A 21,148-nucleotide genomic window follows, 5' to 3' on the forward strand; every position below is an offset into this window, starting at 1 on the left:
CTCTATCTGCTGTGGGCGTTAGAAATTTGAGTGGATTTGACTTTAGTACGAGAGGACCGAGTTGAACTAACCTCTGGTGTATCTGTTGTTCCGCCAGGAGCATTGCAGAGTAGCTACGTTGGGAAGGGATAAGCGCTGAAAGCATATAAGCGCGAAACCCACCACAAGATGAGATTTCTTTAAAGGGTCGTGGAAGATTACCACGTTGATAGGATACAGGTGTAAAGGCAGTAATGTCATAGCCGAGTATTACTAATAACCCATAAGCTTATGTAGAAGTCTTGCGCTCGAAAGGGCGCAAGCACCAACTCTTTTGATTATTTACGATATAATTTTTACCAATATGTTAACTTATACAGTTGAAATATACTGAAACATTTTAAGGTGATTATCGCAATGGGGCTCACCTCTTTCCATCCCGAACAGAGAAGTTAAGCCCATTTGCGCCGATGGTACTGCCAATGGTGGGAGAGTAGGTCGTTGCCTTTCTTTTAAAACCTCAATCTTTATAGATTAAGGTTTTTTTTGTGCCTTACTTTTTTTATTTTTGACGATAAAATTGGTAATTATTATATGATTTAGTTAATCGATATTAGAATTAGAAAAAAAGTAACAGACACCTCTAACATTAAAATACCTCTGTAGACTACAGAGGTATTTGTATTGGTATTTCTGTTGTTAAAGTAATTTAAAATAGGTTTGTGTGATTGATGATTGATATTGTATCATTTTTTTGATTTTTTGATAATATTAAATGACTTTAAATAAATTCTCTTTTTCAACTTTATTTTATTGTACCAAAGAAAGTGCTAATTTTTTTCTAGTTCTAGCCACATCTTTTCCTGTTTTCGTTTCAAAGACAGATTTTAAACCCTACGATGATAAATCTCGTGATATAACTCAAATAAAATAACAACTCTTACTTTTTGATTCTTCGTCCACTTTTATTGTGATTTAAAAAGTTAAAAAGTGTAAACCTGCTTCTGATGGCTAGTAGCTGAGAGTTAGTTTCGCTATTTTTTAGAATTTCAGGCTTGTAAATAGTACTTGTATTTTTTAATTTGAAATTGCCTCATTTTCTACATCGATAATTTCCTATCTCAAACGAATTCGAATTTCCTATACCGCTTCAGAAGCAAGTTTTTGCACGTTAAATCTATCCATTAGTATTTTTTACTATTTCTGTTTTAGGAAGACATTTTTTGGCGATTAAATTCATGATTAAATTCATTGCACCAGCCATATCCACTGTAAGTTCCTTGACCATATTTCTTTAACATTTTAACAATCGCTACGATGCTTCCTTTTTTTTCCTTTACTGATTTATTCGTAAGGTCTGTATGAAATTCTCCATTCGATATGCTTGTTTCGTCTAAGTTCAAATATTTACCTATGTTTTTACCAAACAACAGCCAATCTTCGGCATGTTTTTTTGCAGTGAAGTTTTATTAAAAATCGAATCCGGCAAAAGGGTTTTAGTTTAGTTCAGTTTCTAGCTTTTTTTTGATTTGATGATTCTTGTCAATCAATTTTAGTGATTTTAATGACTAAAAAGTTCTCGATACAATTTTTTGAAGGAAAAAAATCACTCGAACTGACAGTTTATTTATTTAATTTTTAAAAACAACTTATTAAAATTATAATGCCATACTTTCTTTCCTAGCTAGTTTTCTACTACTTGGTCCGTGACTGGATTTCATAAATAAAAAACTAATTTATAAAATTGCCGAAACTAAATAAATAGACTTAGCCCTGATTGAAGCAATTGTTTGAGCTCTTTTTTTTATTTTTCTTCAAAAAAAAGCGAGTGCGGAAAGCAGGTAATAGCTACAAAAAATAATCCAAAATTGAAAAAAAAGAAGCTAGCTTGAATTTTAATAAATCAAGCTAGCTCTTAAAAATGTGAAATAGTAATTATATTAATTTCTTTACTTCTTGTTTTAAATATGCAATAGAAGTTTGTGTTGGGTTTTCATGTTGAGAATAATAAATCAAAATACTTTCTCGTAAATCTTTTGCAGTTTCTGAAGATTCTACAGAGTTTCTAAGTTTTGCAATTATTGCTAATTTTGCCGCTAAAATTGCCTTCCAACTATCATCAGAAACATATAGTTGTTGTACCATATTATGTTCATACTCTTGCTCAATATTCGCAATCAATAACTGTAAATAACTATTTGTATTCTCGCCAATAGGAGCTACTCGTATCAATAATTTTGAAGGATTTATACGCTCGCAAAATAATAATAAACGCTCGTAAGATTGAAGCTTTATAGGTAAACTTTCTCTTCGTTTATCAACCAAAGCATCAAACTTTTGCTTGTTTTCATCTTGCTGCATAAAAGCACCTAATATAAAATAAGCAACGCCTCCTGTAACTAAGGCAGGCAATGCATACGCTAATCCTTGAATAATTTTATCTTCCATAATGCGAATATACAAGTCATAATTAAAACTCTCAATTCAAAATTAAATAATTTTTAAATTACTATTTTATATTTTAACAATAAAAAAGGAACACATTCTTTATAAAAGAAAAAAGAATGGTTAAATTTCCGATTTCAAAATTCTTACAAACTTTTTCTATTGAATACTTATTTACAGCAACTTAACGAACCACAAAGAGCCGCAGTTTTACAAAAAGATGGCCCAATGATAATTATTGCAGGAGCAGGATCTGGTAAAACGAGAGTTTTAACCTATCGAATTGCACATTTAATGAAAGAAGGTGTCGATTCTTTTAACATCTTATCGCTGACTTTTACCAATAAAGCAGCACGAGAAATGAAAGAACGTATCGCTGGTGTTGTTGGGGTTAGTGAAGCTAAAAATTTATGGATGGGAACTTTTCATTCCGTTTTTTCTAGAATTTTACGTTCGGAATCAGACCGCTTAGGATATCCATCGAACTTTACGATTTATGATACACAAGATTCTGTTCGTTTGATCTCAACGATTATCAAAGAAATGCAACTCGACAAAGAACAATATAAACCAAAGCAAATTTTAAGTAGAATTTCTTCTTTTAAAAATAGCTTAATAACAGTTCGTGCTTATTTTTTAAATCCAGAATTACAACAAGCAGATTTAGAAGCTCGAAGACCTCGAGTTGGTGATATTTATAAAGCCTATGTTGATAGATGCTTCAAAGCTGGAGCAATGGATTTTGATGACTTATTGTTAAGAACGAATGAATTATTAAGTCGTTTTCCTGAAGTTTTAGCAAAATATCAAAGCCGTTTTAAATATATAATGGTTGATGAATATCAAGATACGAATCATTCGCAGTATTTAATTGTAAAAGCGTTAGCTGATCGTTTTGAAAATATCTGCGTCGTTGGAGATGATTCACAAAGTATTTATAGTTTCCGTGGAGCAAATATTAATAATATCTTGAATTTTCAAAAAGATTATCCTGATGTTAAAACCTTTAAACTAGAACAAAACTATCGCTCTACAAGTAATATCGTAGAAGCTGCCAATAGTGTTATCGATAAAAATAAAACAAAACTCGATAAAGAAGTTTGGACAGCAAATGATCCAGGCGAAAGTATCAAAATAATGCGTACTATTTCTGATGGTGAAGAAGGTCGTTTTGTTGCACAATCTATTTGGGAAAACAAAATGAATCATCAATTAACCAATGATTCTTTTGCTATTTTATATCGTACAAATGCGCAATCAAGAGCCATGGAAGATGCGTTGCGTAAAAAAGATATTAAATATAAAATTTATGGCGGAATCTCTTTTTATCAACGAAAAGAAATTAAAGATTTATTATCATATTTACGAATTTTAATAAATCCGAATGATGAAGAAGCATTAAAAAGAATTATCAATTATCCCGCAAGAGGAATCGGTGCGAAAACCATGGATAAATTAGCTATTGCAGCTAATCATTATGATAAATCAATCTTTGATATTTTAGTAAATATAAATACCATTGATCTCAAAATAAATGCAGGAACTAAAAATAAATTAGCCAACTTTACCAGAATGATGCAGCGTTTGCAAATAGATGCGCAAAAAATGAACGCTTTTGAAATTGCTGATATCGTAGTAAAACGAATTGAATTAGTTCAAGATCTACAAAAAGATGGCACACAAGAAGCTATCAATAAAGTTGAAAATATTCAAGAATTATTAAACGGAATTAAAGATTTTATTACCGATAAAATCGAAACTGGAGAAGACGCTTCCTTACCAATATTTTTAGAAGATGTCGCATTAGCTACCGATTTTGATAGTGAAAATGATGATACGCCAATGGTTTCTTTAATGACCATTCATTTATCGAAAGGATTAGAATATCCGTATGTATATATTGTCGGTTTAGAGGAAGGTTTATTTCCTTCGGGAATGAGCATGAATACTCGTAGCGAACTAGAAGAAGAACGTCGTTTGTTTTACGTAGCTTTAACAAGAGCCGAAAAAGTAGCCTACTTAACCTATGCACAAACTCGCTATCGATGGGGAAAATTAACCGATGGTGAACCAAGTCGTTTTTTAGAAGAAATAGCGCCAGAATTTGTAGAATATTTAACACCAAAAGCACCTAGAGGTTTTATCAATAAATTTGTAGATGCAGATTTATTTGATGATGAAATTGATTATAATTCTGATGATTTTTCAAATTCTAAAAAAATTAGATTCGAAAAACCAATCCAAAAACAACGAAAAGAATTTTTATCTAAAAAAGAAAAACCAAACCTGATTCTTCCAAAAAAGAAACTTAAAGAAAAAACAGTAGTAAAAACAACAGCAAACACAACAATTAACCTATTTGATGGAGAAATAAATATTGGTAATTTTGTAGAACACAACCGTTTTGGAACAGGAGAAGTAATCGCAATAGAAGGAAAAGGACCTAACAGAAAAGCAACAATTAAATTTGGTACCGTAGGACAAAAGAAATTATTATTACAATTTGCAAAACTTAAGGTAATCGGGTAGCCAATTAATTGAGATTAATTACTTATTTTGCATACATATTTTAGAGTAAAAATAGGAGTAAACACAGAGAGAAATGACGTTTGATTTAGAATACAATTCAGAAAGAGACCACTTAATAATTCCAGAATACGGAAGACATATACAAAAATTAGTAAACCATTGTATCGCTTTAGAAACTAAAGAAGAACGAAATGTAATGGCAAAAGCAATTGTAGATGTCATGGGGAATTTACAACCACATTTGCGGGATGTGCCAGATTTTAAACATAAACTTTGGGATCAATTACATATTATTGCCGATTTTAAATTAGATGCAGTATCTCCATATGAAATTCCTTCGAAAGAAGAATTAACCGAGAAACCACAAAAAATGGCGTATCCAAAATCAGCGTCTAAATATCGTTATTACGGTAACAATATTCAGACAATGATAAATATCGCCTTAACTTGGGAAGAAGGTGAAAAAAGAGATGCATTGATATTTGCAATTGCAAATCATATGAAAAAATGTTACCTAAATTGGAATAAAGACACGGTCGATGATGCCGTTATTTTTAAACATTTATATGATTTATCTGATAAAAAAATAGATTTAAGAGAATCTAAAGAAGTTTTATCTGAAAGTAAAAATTTACTCAGAAAACGTAGCAGTCAAGGACAATCAACAAATAAAAGTGCTTCAAAAACAAAATCAAATTACACCACCACAAATAAATACAGAAAAAAATAAGACGCACCTGTTTAAATTTGAAAACAGCTTATCAGCAACCAAAAAGAATAAAAAAGAATAAAAAAAAGAGAACTAAATGGCATCATTTAAAATAGAAGGAGGTTACAAACTTAATGGCGTAATCACCCCGCAAGGAGCAAAAAACGAAGCATTACAAATTATATGTGCCGTATTATTAACTGCCGAAAAAGTAATAATCAATAATATTCCTGATATTATTGATGTTAATAAATTGATTTTTATTTTAGGTGAATTAGGCGTTAAAATTGAAAAATTAAGTCCAAATTCATATAGTTTTCAAGCAGATACTATCAATTTAAAATATTTAGAATCTGCTAAATTTAAAAAAGATGGAAGCTCTTTAAGAGGTTCTATTATGATTGTTGGACCACTATTAGCACGTTTTGGAAAAGGATATATTCCACGCCCAGGAGGTGATAAAATTGGTCGTCGTCGCTTAGATACACATTTTGAAGGATTCATCAATTTAGGCGCAAAATTCCGTTATAATAAAGAAGAATATTTTTACGGAGTCGAAGCCGAAAATGGTTTAATCGGTACAGATATGCTTTTAGATGAAGCATCTGTAACAGGAACGGCAAACATTGTAATGGCAGCCGTTTTAGCAAAAGGAAAAACTACGATATACAACGCCGCTTGTGAACCTTATATTCAACAATTATGTAAAATGTTGAACTCCATGGGAGCAAAAATTTCAGGAGTTGGTTCTAATTTATTAACTATTGAAGGCGTACCTTCTTTAGCAGGATGTAAACATCGGGTATTGCCAGATATGATTGAAATTGGTAGCTGGATTGGCGTTGCCGCAATGACACGTTCTGAATTAACCATCAAAGATGTTAGCTGGGAAAATCTAGGACAAATTCCAAACGTATTTCGTAAATTAGGAATTCAATTAGAGAAAAAAGGCGATGATATTTTTATACCATCACAAGAAAGTTACGAAATTCAAAATTATATTGACGGTTCAATTTTAACAGTAGCCGATGCACCTTGGCCAGGTTTTACACCCGATTTATTAAGCATCGTATTGGTACTAGCAACCCAAGCAAAAGGAACGGTGTTAATTCATCAAAAAATGTTTGAAAGCCGTTTGTTTTTTGTTGATAAATTAATCGATATGGGCGCAAAAGTTATTTTATGCGATCCGCACAGAGCAACCGTTATTGGACATAATTTTCAATCAACCTTAAAAGCAACCAAAATGACATCGCCAGATATTCGTGCAGGAATTTCCTTATTAATTGCCGCCTTATCTGCCAAAGGAACAAGTATCATCAATAATATTGAACAAATTGATAGAGGATACGAAAATATCGAAGCCCGATTAAAATCAATCGGTGCTAAAATTGAAAGAATAGAAGATTAATAAAAAATAAACTAATAAAAATAAAAAAATCGTGTCAAGATGGCACGATTTTTTTATTGGCAATATTATTGATTAAAGTATGCTGAAGAAATTAAAGAAACTATTTACAATGAGTAAAGATCAATATACAAAGGAAGATGCATTAAAAGATGCTATCGATAAAGGGGAGTTAGATACAAACCAAGAAGAAACGCAGGAAAATAAAGAGGTTGAAGCAACGCAAGAAGCTGAAAAAGAACCAACAACTCAAGAGTTATTAGACGCAGAAAAAAATAAATATCTACGTTTATTTGCTGAATTTGAAAATTATAAAAAACGTACTTCTAAAGAACGTATGGAACTTTTTAAAACAGCAGGACAAGAAGTAATGTCAGTTTTACTGCCAATTTTAGATGATTTTGAAAGAGCTTTATCGCATATTGATAACGATAAAGAAGCAGAAGAATTACGCAAAGGAGTATTATTAATTTATCAAAAATTAGTAAAAACGTTACAGCAAAAAGGATTAACTGCCATAGAAGTAAAAGCAGGTGATGCTTTTGATGCCGATGTACACCAAGCAATTACTCAAATCCCAGCACCTTCTGACGATTTAAAAGGAAAAGTAGTTGATTGTATCGAAAAAGGATACAAATTAGGAGATAAAATTATCCGCCATCCAAAAGTAGTAGTGGCAGAAGCATAAAATAATAAGTCATAGTAGCGTTTCAAGGCAATTGCTTTGTACAGGAGAAGCTGTAAAATTGCTTCAAATTATTGAATATGACAGAATAGACTAGAAATGGCAAAACAAGATTATTACGAAATATTAGGTATTTCTAAATCAGCAACACAAGCTGAAATAAAAAAAGGATACCGCAAAATGGCAATAAAATATCATCCAGATAAAAATCCTGATGATAAAAGTGCGGAAGAAAAATTTAAAGCATGTGCCGAAGCATATGAAATCCTTAGTGATGAAAATAAAAAAGCACGTTACGATCAATATGGTCATGCAGCTTTTGATGGTCCACAAGGTGGTGGCGGCGGTTTCGGCGGCGGCGGTATGAATATGGATGACATATTCAATCAGTTTGGAGATATTTTTGGAAATGGAGGCGGTGGCTTTGGCGGTTTTGGTGGCGGTGGTCATCAACGACAAGCTAGAGTGAAAGGTTCAAATATGCGTATTCGTGTAAAACTAACCTTAGAAGAAATCGCAACAGGAGTAGAAAAGAAAGTAAAAGTTCGTAGAAAAGTTCAGGCAGAAGGCGTTACTTATAAAACATGTTCAACATGTAACGGTAGCGGACAACAAATGCGTGTTACAAACACCATTTTAGGGCGAATGCAACAAGCTGTTACTTGTAATACGTGTCAAGGAGCAGGTGAAATTATCAATAATAAACCTAACGGCGCAGATGCACAAGGTTTAATTGTTAAAGAAGAAACCGTTTCAATAAATATTCCCGAAGGAGTTAGCGAAGGAGTCCAATTAAAAGTTGGTGGAAAAGGAAATGAAGCACCAGGGAAAAATTCTATTCCAGGTGATTTATTAGTCGTTATTGAAGAATTACCACACGAAAACTTAAAAAGAGAAGGAAGTAATATTCATTACGATTTATATATTAATTTCTCCGAAGCTGTTTTAGGGGTTTCTAAAGAAGTAGAAACAGTAACTGGAAAAGTTAAAATAAAAATTGAAGCAGGAACGCAATCTGGTAAAATTTTAAGATTAAAAGGTAAAGGATTACCAAGTATAGAACGTTATGGAATTGGAGATTTTCTAATTCATATTAATGTTTGGACTCCGCAAGAGTTAACCAAAGAACAACGTAAGTTTTTTGAACAAATGCAAGAAGATGATAACTTCAGCCCAAACCCTCAAAAATCAGATAAATCATTTTTTGAAAAAGTGAAAGACATGTTTTCTTAATTTTCTTAAAATAAATATCAAAAAATATCAAAAAATTTTTAGGATAAAAATAAACAAGAAAAAATGGGGAAATCCCTTATAAAGCCTACTCAAAAATGAGTAGGCTTTTTTTATAAAATCTTTCTTTAAAGTTACTCTTTAGTTAATTTAATGTTAAATAGTTACTTTTTTTTGTTGGTATCTTAAAAAAAGAAGTATATTTGCAGAGTCTAAGAGACGTTTTAGACACTTTTTCTTTTTCATAGCAATTTTCCCACTCAATTTATTGAGTGGGTTTTTTTATGAAAGAAGTGAGAATCTTTAACGTAAAAGAATATCAAAATAAAAAAATAAAGCAGACCAATCTTATCGACTTATATTTAGTATAAGTAGGAAAGTCTGGACACCAAAGAGTAGTATAGCGGATAGCAACCGTCCGATGTAAGTCGAGGACAAGTGCAGCAGAAAGTATGTACAGGTAAGGCTGTAGTGAAACCAGGTAAACTCTATACGGTGCAATGTCATGTACATTAGAGCTCGAGCGCTACTCGCGCGATTCTAAGGGGTAGGCAGATTGATTTTACAAGTAATTGTAAAACTAGATAAATGATAAGAGCCTTATTTATAAGGAACAGAATCCAGCTTAACGGTCTGCTTTTTTTACTTTTCAATAAAAAACCCTTAAAATAATTTTTATTTTAAGGGTTTCTTTTTTATTTGAAGTGTCAAATTTATCAACTTGATAAAAAACAAGCATTTATTTACGATTTTATTAGCTATCTATCTTTTTTTCTGATTTTAATTATTTTATAATGACTAATTAAGCAAGTTCTTTGTTTATCTTTTAAAAGTGAGTTAAAAACAGTACTTTTGTATAACAAAAATTAACTTAAAATAATATTATATGGCTTTTGATATTAACATGATCAAAGAGGTATATGCAAAGTTCGAAGCGCGTGTTACTGCCGCAAAAGAACTTACAGGAAAACCTCTGACACTTGCTGAGAAAATTTTATATACCCATTTATGGGACGGTAAAGCAACAACCGCTTTTAGAAGAGGTGTTGATTACGTAAACTTTGCGCCAGATAGAATCGCATGTCAAGATGCAACCGCACAAATGGCATTATTACAATTTATGCAAGCAGGTAAAAAGCAAGTCGCTGTACCTACAACAGTACATTGTGATCATTTAATACAAGCCAAAGAAGGAGCATCAACAGATTTAAAACATGCAAACCAAGTAAGTAGCGAAGTTTTTAATTTCTTAGAATCAGTATCTAATAAATACGGAATCGGTTTTTGGAAACCTGGAGCAGGAATTATTCATCAAGTAGTTTTAGAAAATTATGCATTCCCTGGAGGAATGATGATTGGTACGGATTCTCATACCGTAAATGCAGGTGGACTAGGAATGGTCGCTATCGGTGTTGGTGGAGCAGATGCCGTAGATGTTATGGCAGGAATGCCTTGGGAATTAAAATTCCCAAAATTAATCGGTGTAAAATTAACAGGAAAATTATCTGGTTGGACAGCACCTAAAGATGTTATCTTAAAAGTAGCAGGTATTGTTTCTGCAAAAGGAGGAACAGGAGCAATTGTAGAATATTTTGGAGATGGAGCTATTGGAATGTCATGTACAGGAAAAGGAACTATCTGTAATATGGGAGCTGAAATAGGAGCGACAACATCAACTTTTGGATACGATGAATCAATGGAGCGTTATTTGCGTGCCACTGATAGAAGCGATGTTGCAGATGCTGCCAATGCGGTAAAAGAACACTTAACAGGAGATGCAGAAGTATATGCAAATCCTGAACAATATTTTGACCAAGTAATTGAAATAAACTTATCAGAATTAACACCTTTATTAAACGGACCATTTACACCAGATTTATCGACAAAAGCAGGTGCTGATATGACAGCTATTGCCAATAAAAATGATTGGCCCTTAAAAGTTGAATGGGGATTAATCGGTTCTTGTACCAATTCTTCGTATGAAGATTTATCAAGAGCATCATCAATAGCAAAACAAGCTTTAGATAAAGGATTGAAAATGAAAGCAGAATTAGGTATTAATCCAGGTTCTGAAAAAGTACGCTATACAGCAGATAGAGATGGTATCTTAACTATTTTTGAAAAATTAGACGCTAAAATATTTACCAATGCTTGTGGTCCATGTATCGGACAGTGGGCAAGATATAGCGATCCTAAAAATGCTCCGAAAAATAGTATCGTACATTCATTTAACAGAAACTTTGCAAAACGTGCCGATGGTAATCCAAATACACATGCTTTTGTAGCTTCACCAGAATTAACAGCTGCTATCGCAATTGCAGGTCGTTTAGACTTTAATCCAATGACTGATTCATTAATCAACGAAAATGGAGAAGAAGTTATGTTTGATGAACCAACAGGATGGGAATTACCTCCAAAAGGTTTTGAAGTAAAAGATGATGGATATTTAGCACCTCAAGAAGATGGAAGTACTGTGGAAATCAAAGTAAATCCAGCATCAGAACGTTTAGAATTATTAACCCCTTTTACACCAATAGGAAATGATATTACGGGTGCCAAATTATTAATAAAAGCATTCGGAAAATGTACAACAGACCATATTTCTATGGCAGGACCTTGGTTGCGTTATAGAGGACATTTAGATAATATTTCAAATAACTGTTTAATTGGTGCGGTAAATGCTTTTGGTAAGAAAACTAATTTTATCAAAAATCAATTAACTGGTGAGTTTGGTGGTGTACCAGATGTAGCTCGTAAGTATAAAGCAGCAGGTATATATACCGTTGTTGTTGGAGATCATAATTACGGAGAAGGTTCGTCAAGAGAACATGCAGCAATGGAACCACGTCATTTAGGTGTTGCCGCTGTTATTGTAAAATCATTTGCACGTATTCACGAAACCAACTTAAAGAAACAAGGAATGTTAGGCTTAACTTTCGCAAACGAAGCCGATTATGACTTAATTCAAGAAGATGATACCTTTAACTTTTTAGATTTAAATGAATTTGCTCCAGCAAAACAATTAACTATAGAAATTGTTCATGCTGATGGTTCTAAAGATGTGATTAAAGTTAATCATACTTATAATCAAGGACAAATTGAATGGTATAATGAAGGTTCAGCATTAAACTTAATCAAAAAAGATAATGCGAAAGATAACGCATAACAAAAGTTATCTTTTATAAATTAAAAACTCCAGATGAAAATCTGGAGTTTTTTTATGCCTTTCTATATTTTTTTAGATGAAATTTAAATAGACTCTCATTAAATCAAAAAAACAGCCTAATTAATGAAAATTAGGCTGTTTTTTTATGCTATATAGATACTCTATAATTAATCTTTTCTACGTCTTCTTCCAAAACCTGAAGAAGCATTTCCGTCACCACTACTTCTTCTTGGAGAAGAAGAACCGCTATCGCTACGTCTTCTTGAATCACCACCGCTGCTTCTAGGAGCTCTATCTCTTGGAGCTCTATCAGAACCACCGCTTCTTCGTCTTGCGCCGAATCCACCGCCACCACGAGGTTTTCTTCCTCCACCGCCACCGCGATTAGATTTGGTAATTTCAATGTTTACAGATCTTCCGTTAAAATCAGCACCATTAGAACTAAAAGCTTCTAATGTTTGCTCTTCAAAGTTTTTATCTATTTCAAAGAAAGAAAAAGTATCTAAAATATCAATCGCTCCGATTTCAATTTTATCAGCAATTTTCTGATCGTTAATTAATCCGATTAAAGTTGCAGGATTTAACTTGTCTTTTCTTCCTAAGTTGATAAAGAAACGCGTCATGTTCTCATCATTAGCTCTAGCTCTTGAACTATCTTTATTAGAGATATCGTTTAAGTCATCAGATTTGTTATAGTAGGTTAAGAATTTGTTGAATTCTAAAGAAACAAACTTTTGAACTAATTCTTCTCTAGATAAATCTTCTAATTTTTCGTAGATACTAGGTAAAAATTCTTCAATTTGTTCGTTGTTAACCTCTGTAGCTTTTACCTTTTCAATTAAGTGCATTAATTGATTCTGGCAAATTTCTTTTCCAGTAGGTACTTTTTTAGCTTCAAATTTCTTTTTGATAATACGCTCAATAGAACGTAATCTACCTTTTTCTTTATTATTTACTAATACAATAGAGATACCTTTGTTACCAGCTCTACCAGTTCTACCACTACGGTGATTGTAGTTTTCAATTTGGTCTGGTAATTTGTGGTTAATTACGTGTGTTAATTCAGTAACATCCAATCCACGAGCAGCAACATCCGTTGCAACTAAAATTTGAATTGTTTTCTTACGGAATTTACCCATAACACTATCACGTTGTTGCTGAGATAAGTCTCCATGTAACGCATCAGCACTATAACCATCTTTAATAAGGTTGTTAGCTACTTCTTGCGTTTCACGTCTTGTTCTACAGAAAATAATTGCGTAAATATCAGTATTTACATCTGCAATTCTTTTTAAAGCTTGATAACGAGTTCTTTCGTTTACTACATAGTATTCGTGAGTAACGTTATCAGAACCTTGATTTTTTTCTCCTGAAGTAATTTCAACAGGATTAGTCATATAGTTTCTAGCAATCGATTCTACTTCTCTAGGGAAAGTTGCTGAGAACAATAAAGTTTGTTTTGTTTCAGGAGTCGCTTCTAATACTTTATCAAGTTCATCTTTGAACCCCATATTAAGCATTTCATCAGCTTCATCTAAAACTAACCATTGTACGTTTCCTAAACGTAAAGCTCTACGATTTATTAAATCGACAGTTCTTCCTGGAGTTCCAACAACAATTTGAGCGCCTCTTTTTAAGCCTCTCATTTGTTCTTCAATATTAGAACCACCATATACGGTTACCACTTTTAACTCTGGTATGTATTTAGCGAAATCTTTAATGTTATTTCCTATTTGAACAGCAAGTTCACGAGTAGGAGATAAAATAATAGCTTGTGTATTTTTATCAGAAAAATCTATTTGTTCAATAATAGGTAAACTAAAAGCGGCTGTTTTACCAGTTCCTGTTTGAGCAAAAGCTTTTAAATCAGCCTTAGATGAAATAATCTGAGGAATTGCTTTTTCTTGAATTACGGTTGGTTTTTCGTACCCTAAATCTGTTAATGCTTTGTTGATAGGCTCTTTTAAGCCTAAATCTAAAAATGTTGACATATATACGTCTGTGTTCTTTTAGATTCACAGACGCCAGTATCTGTAAATCGGATTCTTAATTTGGACAATAGATTATATGGCTAATAATCTGGTAGTTAATAATCTAAACTTTATTTTGATTGAAAAATAAAATCCTGCAAATTTACATTAAATTAACTACATTAAAAAGCTTTATTTACTTTTTCTGTAAATTGCTTATCTGATTATTCACCTTGTTTGACGATAAACTAGTGTATCCATTTTTTATAACTCCCTTTTTATCAACCAGTACGATCCTTGGAAAGTTACTCGATGAAAAATTATAAACAGGGCTTTTTTTAGGTAAAGTATATTGATGTTTAACATCAATATCTTTGGTATAATTATTTTTTTTATCACATAAATTAATTATAATAAATGTGGCTTTCGGATTATTTTTGATAAGATAATTCGTTCGAGAAGAAAGCCAACCAGCATCATTCGATTCATATTTGTAATCTTTAAATAGAATAACCGCATTTTTATCTTTTATAATTTTCAAAATAGATTGCTGTTCTTCAGAGGCATTTATTACCGTAAAATCAGGTAATTTATCGCCTGTTTTTAACAATTTAAGATCATTAATTAAACGTTGTATATTTTTTTTGTGTTCAATATTTGAATTCAATTTAAAGAACGTAAAAAATACTTGTTCTTTATTTTGCTGATTTGGTTCGTTAAAAAAATGACGAATTACTGTATGATATAATAATTTGTTTTTTATCTCTTCAGAACCAACATTGGCATCAATATTATTTAATAAATCAACAATAAAATTGGCTGTTTTTCCTTTTTCAAGATAGACATCATTATAAAATTTATCGACTACAAAACCGTAATAAGGACTGAAAAAAATTAACGAATCCTTTTTAGTGTTGGTATTTTTGCGATATTCAAAATAAGAATCGACTAATTTTTGCGGGTTTTTTTTATTGAAATTACGAATCGCATATTCCTCTAAATTCGTGTAAATAGGGTAGAGTAACGCAATTTTTAAAATCTCTGAAAAATCATTAGAAAACGTTTTTGAATTCTTTTTATAGTCTTCAATGCGTTGTTCTTTCTTTTTGATAACCGTTTTTATTTCTGATAAAAATTCCTGTTGATTCAAGTTATAAAGCGATAAAAAATCTTTATTATCTTGTTCGGTTTGCAGAAAAGCTTCAATTAATAAATTATTTCGTTCAGCATCAATACCGCTAAAAACTAAAGATTCATCGAAATCCCACGTATTTAAACGCAGGAGTAAACTATCTTTTGGCTCTAGATATACATCTTGATATTCTGGTCCGTGTTGAAATTTATACAATCCTTTTTTAAAGGATTTATAACTTGCTAAAAAGCTATTATCTTTTTTTAAATAGATGGTATCCTTAAAGTTATAATTGTCTGACAAGATAATATAACTAACTTTTGGATTGATAATTTTACCGCCAAAATAAGTACGCTTTATTGTTTCTGATTCATTACAACCGATGAATAAAATCAATAAAAGGGAGGCTAAATATTTGGTCATATTTTTATGATTATCTTTATAAAGATATAAAGTACAAAAATAAACATCTCTATATAATATAGTTGTTAATTCGTTGTTAAAAGAATTGATTAAAAGAATCAAAATAGGCTATAAATAGCCTAAAACATTAAAAAAAGCTTCAAAAACAGGCAAATATAAGCGGATAAATAGTTCCTTACAAATTCTTTTTAAGCAAGGATATTTTATACTTTTGTAGCCGAATTTAAAAAGCAATAAATGTTATCAGTTTCTAATTTATCAGTTCAGTTTGGTAAGCGTGTTTTGTTTGACGAAGTAAACACGAAGTTTACGCAAGGAAATTGCTACGGTATTATCGGAGCAAATGGAGCGGGAAAATCTACTTTTTTAAAGATTATATCAGGAGTACAAGAGCCAACTTCTGGTCAGGTTCATTTAGAATCTGGAAAAAGAATGTCAGTTTTAACGCAGGATCATTATGCTTTTGATGAGTATACCACGTTAGAAGCTGTTTTAATGGGGAATAAAGAATTGCATAAAATTAAAACGGAAATCGACGCATTATATGCCGATTATACCGATGAAAATGCAGAAAAAATAGGGGAATTACAAGTTCGTTTTGAAGAAATGGACGGTTGGAATGCCGATGCTGCTGCAGCAACATTATTATCAAACTTAGGAATTAAAGAAGAAGACCATTATACGTTATTAGCAGATTTAGATTCTAAGAAAAAAGTACGTATTTTATTAGCACAAGCCTTATTTGGAAATCCTGATGTGTTAATTATGGATGAGCCTACCAACGATTTAGATTTTGAAACTATCGCTTGGTTAGAGAATTTCTTGGCTAATTTTGATAATACAGTAATCGTTGTATCGCATGACCGTCACTTTTTAGATGCCGTTTGTACACATATTTCTGATATCGATTTTGCTAAAATTAATCATTTCTCAGGAAATTATACTTTTTGGTATGAATCAAGTCAATTAGCAGCAAAACAAAGAGCGCAACAGAATAAAAAAGCCGAAGATAAAAAGAAAGAATTAGAAGAATTTATTCGTCGTTTTTCTGCCAACATGGCAAAATCAAAACAAGCAACTTCTCGTAAGAAAATGATAGAGAAGTTAAATGTTGATGAAATTAAACCTTCTAGTCGTCGTTATCCAGCTATTATTTTTGATAGAGATAGAGAAGCAGGAGATCAGATTTTAAATATCGAAGGATTATCAAAAAGTTTTGAAGGGAAACCATTATTCGCCAATGTTGATATCAACTTAAATAAAGGCGATAAAGTAGCGATTATTTCAAAAAGCTCGAAAGCAGTTTCTACTTTTTATCAAATTATATCAGGAAATGAACAAGCAGATGCAGGAGAATATAATTGGGGAGTAACAACGACTCAATCGTATTTACCATCGGATAATTCTTCATTTTTTCAAAACGGAGAATTAGATTTAGTTGATTGGTTACGTCAATATGCACAAACCGAAGAAGAAAGAGAAGAGGTGTTTTTAAGAGGGTTTTTAGGGAAAATGATTTTCTCTGGAGAAGAAGCTTTAAAGAAAAGTAATGTATTATCAGGAGGGGAAAAAGTACGTTGTATGCTATCTCGAATGATGATGACAAGAGCCAATATTTTAATGTTAGATGAACCTACAAATCACTTAGATTTAGAATCTATTCAGGCATTAAACAACTCGTTAATTAACTTTAAAGGAACAATTTTGTTTTCTACACATGACCACGAGTTTGCACAAACCGTAGCTAATAGAGTTATCGAAATTACGCCAAAAGGAGTCATTGATAAGTATTCAACGTTTGATGATTATCTTGCTGATCCTAAGGTTAAAGAATTAAGAAAAAAGATGTATTCATAATATTTGAATTATATTGATAAACAAAAAAGAAGCTCCATATTAGGGCTTCTTTTTTGTTTATCAATCTTAAAATATTTCAGATACGGTACGAGCGTGACGCTCGCACTAGCAAATTTTAGCAAATTCTACAAATCAGGCTAGCGCAAGCATCTTGCTTGTGTCGTTAAATCAAAACATATCATTCTCAAAATATTTTAGATACGGTACGAGCGTGACGCTCGCACTAGCAAATTTTAGCAAATTCTACAAATCAGGCTAGCGCAAGCATCTTGCTTGTGTCGTTAAATCAAAACATATCATTCTCAAAATATTTTAGATACGGTACGAGCGTGACGTTCGCATTAGCAAATTTTGGCAAATTCTACAAATCAGGCTAGCGCAAGCATCTTGCTTGTGCCGTTAAATCAAAACATATCATTCTCAAAATATTTTAGATACGGTACGAGCGTGACGCTCGCATTAGCAAATTTTGGCATGACAAATATTTAAAAATCATCAAAAAAATTAAAGACTAAAAAAACTAAAAACATTTCCGCCATAACGCTTATCGTAACGATGGTTTGGATGCTGAGTTAAATCAGTATGTTTATCATGTTCAATAATTAACGTACCATCTTCATTTAAAAGCTGGCGTTCAAAAACTAAATCAGCAATTTTTAAAAACTTTTCTTGGTCGAAATCATACGGAGGATCAGCAAAAATAACATCTGATTTTAAGCCTGTTTTTTCTAAAAATTTATACACATCACTCTTGTAAGTATTGATGTCAAAATCTAACTCTTTTGCTGTTTCATTAATATATTTGATACAACCAAAATGTGCATCAACCGAATGAATAGTTGTTGTTCCTCGTGAAGCAAACTCATAACTGATGTTTCCTGTTCCTGCAAATAAATCTAATACAGCAATGCTATCAAAATAATAATCATTATTTAAAATGTTAAATAATGATTCTTTTGCCATGTCAGTTGTTGGACGTACGGGTAGTTTTTTAGGTGCAGAAAGGCGTCTGCTTTTATATTTTCCTGAAATAATTCTCATTAGCGTACTAGGATAAAATTAAAGATAAATTTAGAATAATTTACAAGATTACGGTATTTTAAGCAGAAATAAGTTATAAATAAAATAAACCATAAAAAAATCCATCTAAATAAATAGATGGATTTTGTATAAATTATGTATTTTTTAAATAGTTAAGAACTAAATATTTATTCAGAAACTTGTCCTTTGTCATAAGACGGAGGCCAGTTACCACCAGTTGTAACATCTTCTAAAGAACCAACAGAAACAAATTTACCTTTAATTTGGTCTGTTTCTACAGCTTCTAATTCTTGTTTTACTAAAGAAGTAAGCATTCCTTTTAAAATAGCTGATTTTTCTACTTTCGCTTCAAAAACAGGAACAAATAATCCTGCAACTTTTTCAACTTTTCCTGTTGCTAATTCAAATTCTTTGTCAGTTCCAGGAACTTTAAACATTGTTTTGTAATCTTTTCCAGTAAAATATTTTGATACTGGTTCTGTACCAATCGTATCAATTTGCTTTTTAGATACCGTAACGAAAATTCCACCACCTCTATCTACTTTTTCTTCAACGTTTGTCGTTTGAGTTAATACCAACTTCCCATTTTCAATAAAGTTGATTAAAGAATCTTTATTATTAGTGTAAGTTCTCTTAACTTCTTTATATTTTACTTCAGCATCACGAATTAACTTTAAATTGGTAATAACTTTGGCGTATCGAACTTCTTTTTCTTTAGCGAAATGGATAGGCTCCATAATCCCTGAATAAATTTTATACGTTAAAAATACAGTAGCTCCTAACAATAATATAGACACTAACCATCTGATTTTCAATGGCACGAACTTAACGATAAGCAACGCTAAAAGAATTGCAACTATAGTAGCTGCTAAAATCATTAATAATAAATTCATTTTTTTTGTTTTAAATATAGTTTCAAATATATGATATAGGCAAATTTACATTTTTTTTTGAATCATGAAAATATTTATCGATTAAATAGATTTATCTTTGCGATTATTTAAGATATGATAACATTAGCGTCTAAATTTTACGAAGAAGTTATAAAAGACTTTCCATATCAACCCACTTTAAAGCAAGATTTACTATTAGATAAATTAATACATTTTATTTTTGATACCAATGATAATTCTTTATTTTTATTAAAAGGATACGCAGGTACAGGAAAAACAACGATTATTAGCTCGGTGGTTCATAATTTATGGAAAGCGGGTAAAAAAGCTGTTTTACTAGCGCCTACAGGACGTGCTGCTAAGGTTATCGCTGGATATTCTAAAAAACAAGCGTTTACTATTCATAAAAAAATTTACTTCCCTAAAAAGCAAGGAAATGGCGGTATGAGTTTCGTAATGCAACCGAATAAGCACGTAAATACAACATTTATTGTTGATGAAGCTTCTATGATTTCTGATGCGCAACAAAATTCGAAACTCTTTGAAAACGGTTCTTTATTAGATGATTTAATTTCATATGTCTACTCAGGAAAAAACTGTAAAATTGTTTTTATTGGAGATACTGCACAATTACCGCCCGTAAAATTAACGATAAGTCCTGCTTTGGATGCCGATAAACTTTCGTATGAATTTAATAAAGAGGTTATTGAAATTGAATTAGATGAGGTTGTACGTCAGCAACAAAATTCTGGAATTTTAGCCAATGCGACCACTTTGCGCATGTTGGTACAACACGAAGCTATTGATTTTAAGTTTGATATTGAGTATCCTGATATTATCCGTTTGGAAGATAGTTACGATATTCAAGATGCGATAACCATGGCGTATGATGGCGATATTGGTGTAGAAGAAACCGCTTTTATTGTGCGTTCTAATAAAAGAGCAAATCAATATAATGAACAAATCCGAAACAAAATTCGTGGACAAGAAAATGAAATTTCTACAGGCGATTACGTAATGGTTGTTAAAAATAATTACTTCTGGCTTAAAGAAAATTCATCAGCAGGTTTTATCGCCAATGGCGATATTTGCGAGGTAATGCGTATCAATTCGATAAAAGAATTATATGGTTTTAAATTTGCCGAAGTGGAAGTTCGTATGATTGATTATCCTGATATTCCCGCTTTTGAAACTGTTTTATTATTAGACACACTTTCAAGTGAAAGTCCTTCATTAACGTATGAAGAATCTAATAAATTATACGAAGCAATTAAAGAAGATTTTGCACATGAATCTAAATATAAGCAATTTATGAACATTAAGAAAAGTAAATTTTTTAATGCACTTCAAGTAAAGTTTTCTTATGCAATGACTTGTCATAAATCGCAAGGAGGGCAGTGGAATACTGTTTTTATAGAGCAACCTTATTTACCAGAGGGTTCAAGTGTTGCTTATTTACGTTGGTTATATACCGCAATCACTAGAGCGCAAAATAAATTATATTTAATAGGATTCAAAGATGATTGTTTTCTAGATTAATCTAGTCATTAATTTGATGATTTTTTTCTTCTGAATATCTTTATAATAATCATTTAATAATCATTTAATAATCATTTAATAATAATTTGATAATTTTGAAACTGTTTTAATAGCTGTTTATGTGACTTTTATGAAAAAGTAG

At 31.6% G+C, this 21,148-nt stretch carries 14 protein-coding genes, 2 rRNA genes and 1 other RNA gene; 11 read left to right on the top strand and 6 right to left on the bottom strand.

The features are described from left to right. Positions 1-276, top strand: a 23S ribosomal RNA gene (locus tag L0U72_RS10245); the annotation flags it as partial. 104 nt (positions 277-380) lie between these two features. Next, positions 381-489 (top strand): 5S ribosomal RNA (gene rrf, locus L0U72_RS10250). Between the two features lie 698 nt (positions 490-1,187). Here rrf and L0U72_RS10255 read toward each other — a convergent pair. Further along, positions 1,188-1,382 carry a hypothetical protein gene (locus L0U72_RS10255; protein WP_233899071.1) on the bottom strand — a complete coding sequence of 65 codons (195 nt, stop codon included), beginning with the start codon at positions 1,380-1,382 and terminating at the stop codon, positions 1,188-1,190. Positions 1,383-1,914: 532 nt separating this feature from the next. Then, positions 1,915-2,427 (bottom strand): DUF7935 family protein, encoded by a 513-nt coding sequence (locus L0U72_RS10260; RefSeq protein ID WP_101918318.1) that lies wholly within the window; start codon positions 2,425-2,427, stop codon positions 1,915-1,917. 159 nt (positions 2,428-2,586) lie between these two features. Here L0U72_RS10260 and L0U72_RS10265 point away from each other — a divergent pair, with 159 nt between their 5' ends. The 7 genes from L0U72_RS10265 (at position 2,587) to L0U72_RS10295 (ending at position 12,151) form a co-directional block, all read left to right on the top strand. Continuing rightward, positions 2,587-4,953: an ATP-dependent helicase gene (locus tag L0U72_RS10265; protein WP_233899072.1), complete on the top strand. Its 2,367-nt coding sequence runs from the start codon at positions 2,587-2,589 to the stop codon at positions 4,951-4,953. A gap of 73 nt (positions 4,954-5,026) precedes the next feature. Next, a complete protein-coding gene (locus L0U72_RS10270) occupies positions 5,027-5,683 on the top strand; it encodes a DUF4290 domain-containing protein (RefSeq protein ID WP_233898011.1) in 657 nt (218 codons plus the stop codon). A 76-nt stretch (positions 5,684-5,759) separates the two neighbouring features. Continuing rightward, positions 5,760-7,073: a UDP-N-acetylglucosamine 1-carboxyvinyltransferase gene (gene murA / locus L0U72_RS10275; RefSeq protein ID WP_101918315.1), complete on the top strand. Its 1,314-nt coding sequence runs from the start codon at positions 5,760-5,762 to the stop codon at positions 7,071-7,073. Positions 7,074-7,182: 109 nt separating this feature from the next. Beyond that, positions 7,183-7,758, top strand: a complete 576-nt coding sequence (locus tag L0U72_RS10280; RefSeq protein ID WP_233898010.1) for a nucleotide exchange factor GrpE — start codon at positions 7,183-7,185, stop codon at positions 7,756-7,758. Between the two features lie 96 nt (positions 7,759-7,854). After that, positions 7,855-8,988, top strand: a complete 1,134-nt coding sequence (dnaJ, locus tag L0U72_RS10285; RefSeq protein ID WP_101918313.1) for a molecular chaperone DnaJ — start codon at positions 7,855-7,857, stop codon at positions 8,986-8,988. Positions 8,989-9,319: 331 nt separating this feature from the next. Further along, positions 9,320-9,629: RNase P RNA component class A (gene rnpB / locus L0U72_RS10290), an RNA gene on the top strand. A gap of 242 nt (positions 9,630-9,871) precedes the next feature. Beyond that, a complete protein-coding gene (locus L0U72_RS10295; RefSeq protein WP_101918312.1) occupies positions 9,872-12,151 on the top strand; it encodes an aconitate hydratase in 2,280 nt (759 codons plus the stop codon). A 167-nt stretch (positions 12,152-12,318) separates the two neighbouring features. Here L0U72_RS10295 and L0U72_RS10300 read toward each other — a convergent pair whose 3' ends face one another. Together L0U72_RS10300 and L0U72_RS10305 are read right to left on the bottom strand one after the other, a co-directional pair. After that, complete coding sequence (locus L0U72_RS10300; protein ID WP_233899074.1) at positions 12,319-14,142, bottom strand: DEAD/DEAH box helicase; 1,824 nt, start codon at positions 14,140-14,142, stop codon at positions 12,319-12,321. 175 nt (positions 14,143-14,317) lie between these two features. Beyond that, a complete protein-coding gene (locus tag L0U72_RS10305) occupies positions 14,318-15,676 on the bottom strand; it encodes a hypothetical protein (protein ID WP_233885794.1) in 1,359 nt (452 codons plus the stop codon). Positions 15,677-15,913: 237 nt separating this feature from the next. Between L0U72_RS10305 and L0U72_RS10310 the strand changes: the two genes are divergently transcribed. Continuing rightward, complete coding sequence (locus L0U72_RS10310) at positions 15,914-17,533, top strand: ABC-F family ATP-binding cassette domain-containing protein (RefSeq protein ID WP_101918309.1); 1,620 nt, start codon at positions 15,914-15,916, stop codon at positions 17,531-17,533. A gap of 504 nt (positions 17,534-18,037) precedes the next feature. On the opposite strand, the gene L0U72_RS10315 is transcribed toward L0U72_RS10310, so the two are convergent. After that, on the bottom strand, positions 18,038-18,574 hold the full coding sequence (locus L0U72_RS10315) for an RsmD family RNA methyltransferase (protein ID WP_101918308.1): 537 nt from the start codon (positions 18,572-18,574) through the stop codon (positions 18,038-18,040). A 167-nt stretch (positions 18,575-18,741) separates the two neighbouring features. Continuing rightward, a complete protein-coding gene (locus tag L0U72_RS10320) occupies positions 18,742-19,467 on the bottom strand; it encodes a hypothetical protein (RefSeq protein ID WP_233899076.1) in 726 nt (241 codons plus the stop codon). Between the two features lie 114 nt (positions 19,468-19,581). Between L0U72_RS10320 and L0U72_RS10325 the strand changes: the two genes are divergently transcribed. Beyond that, a complete protein-coding gene (locus tag L0U72_RS10325; protein WP_233899078.1) occupies positions 19,582-21,006 on the top strand; it encodes an ATP-dependent DNA helicase in 1,425 nt (474 codons plus the stop codon). Positions 21,007-21,148 lie beyond the last annotated feature (142 nt).

The organism is Tenacibaculum piscium (genome assembly GCF_021390755.1).
GTDB classification, from domain to species: domain Bacteria; phylum Bacteroidota; class Bacteroidia; order Flavobacteriales; family Flavobacteriaceae; genus Polaribacter; species Polaribacter piscius.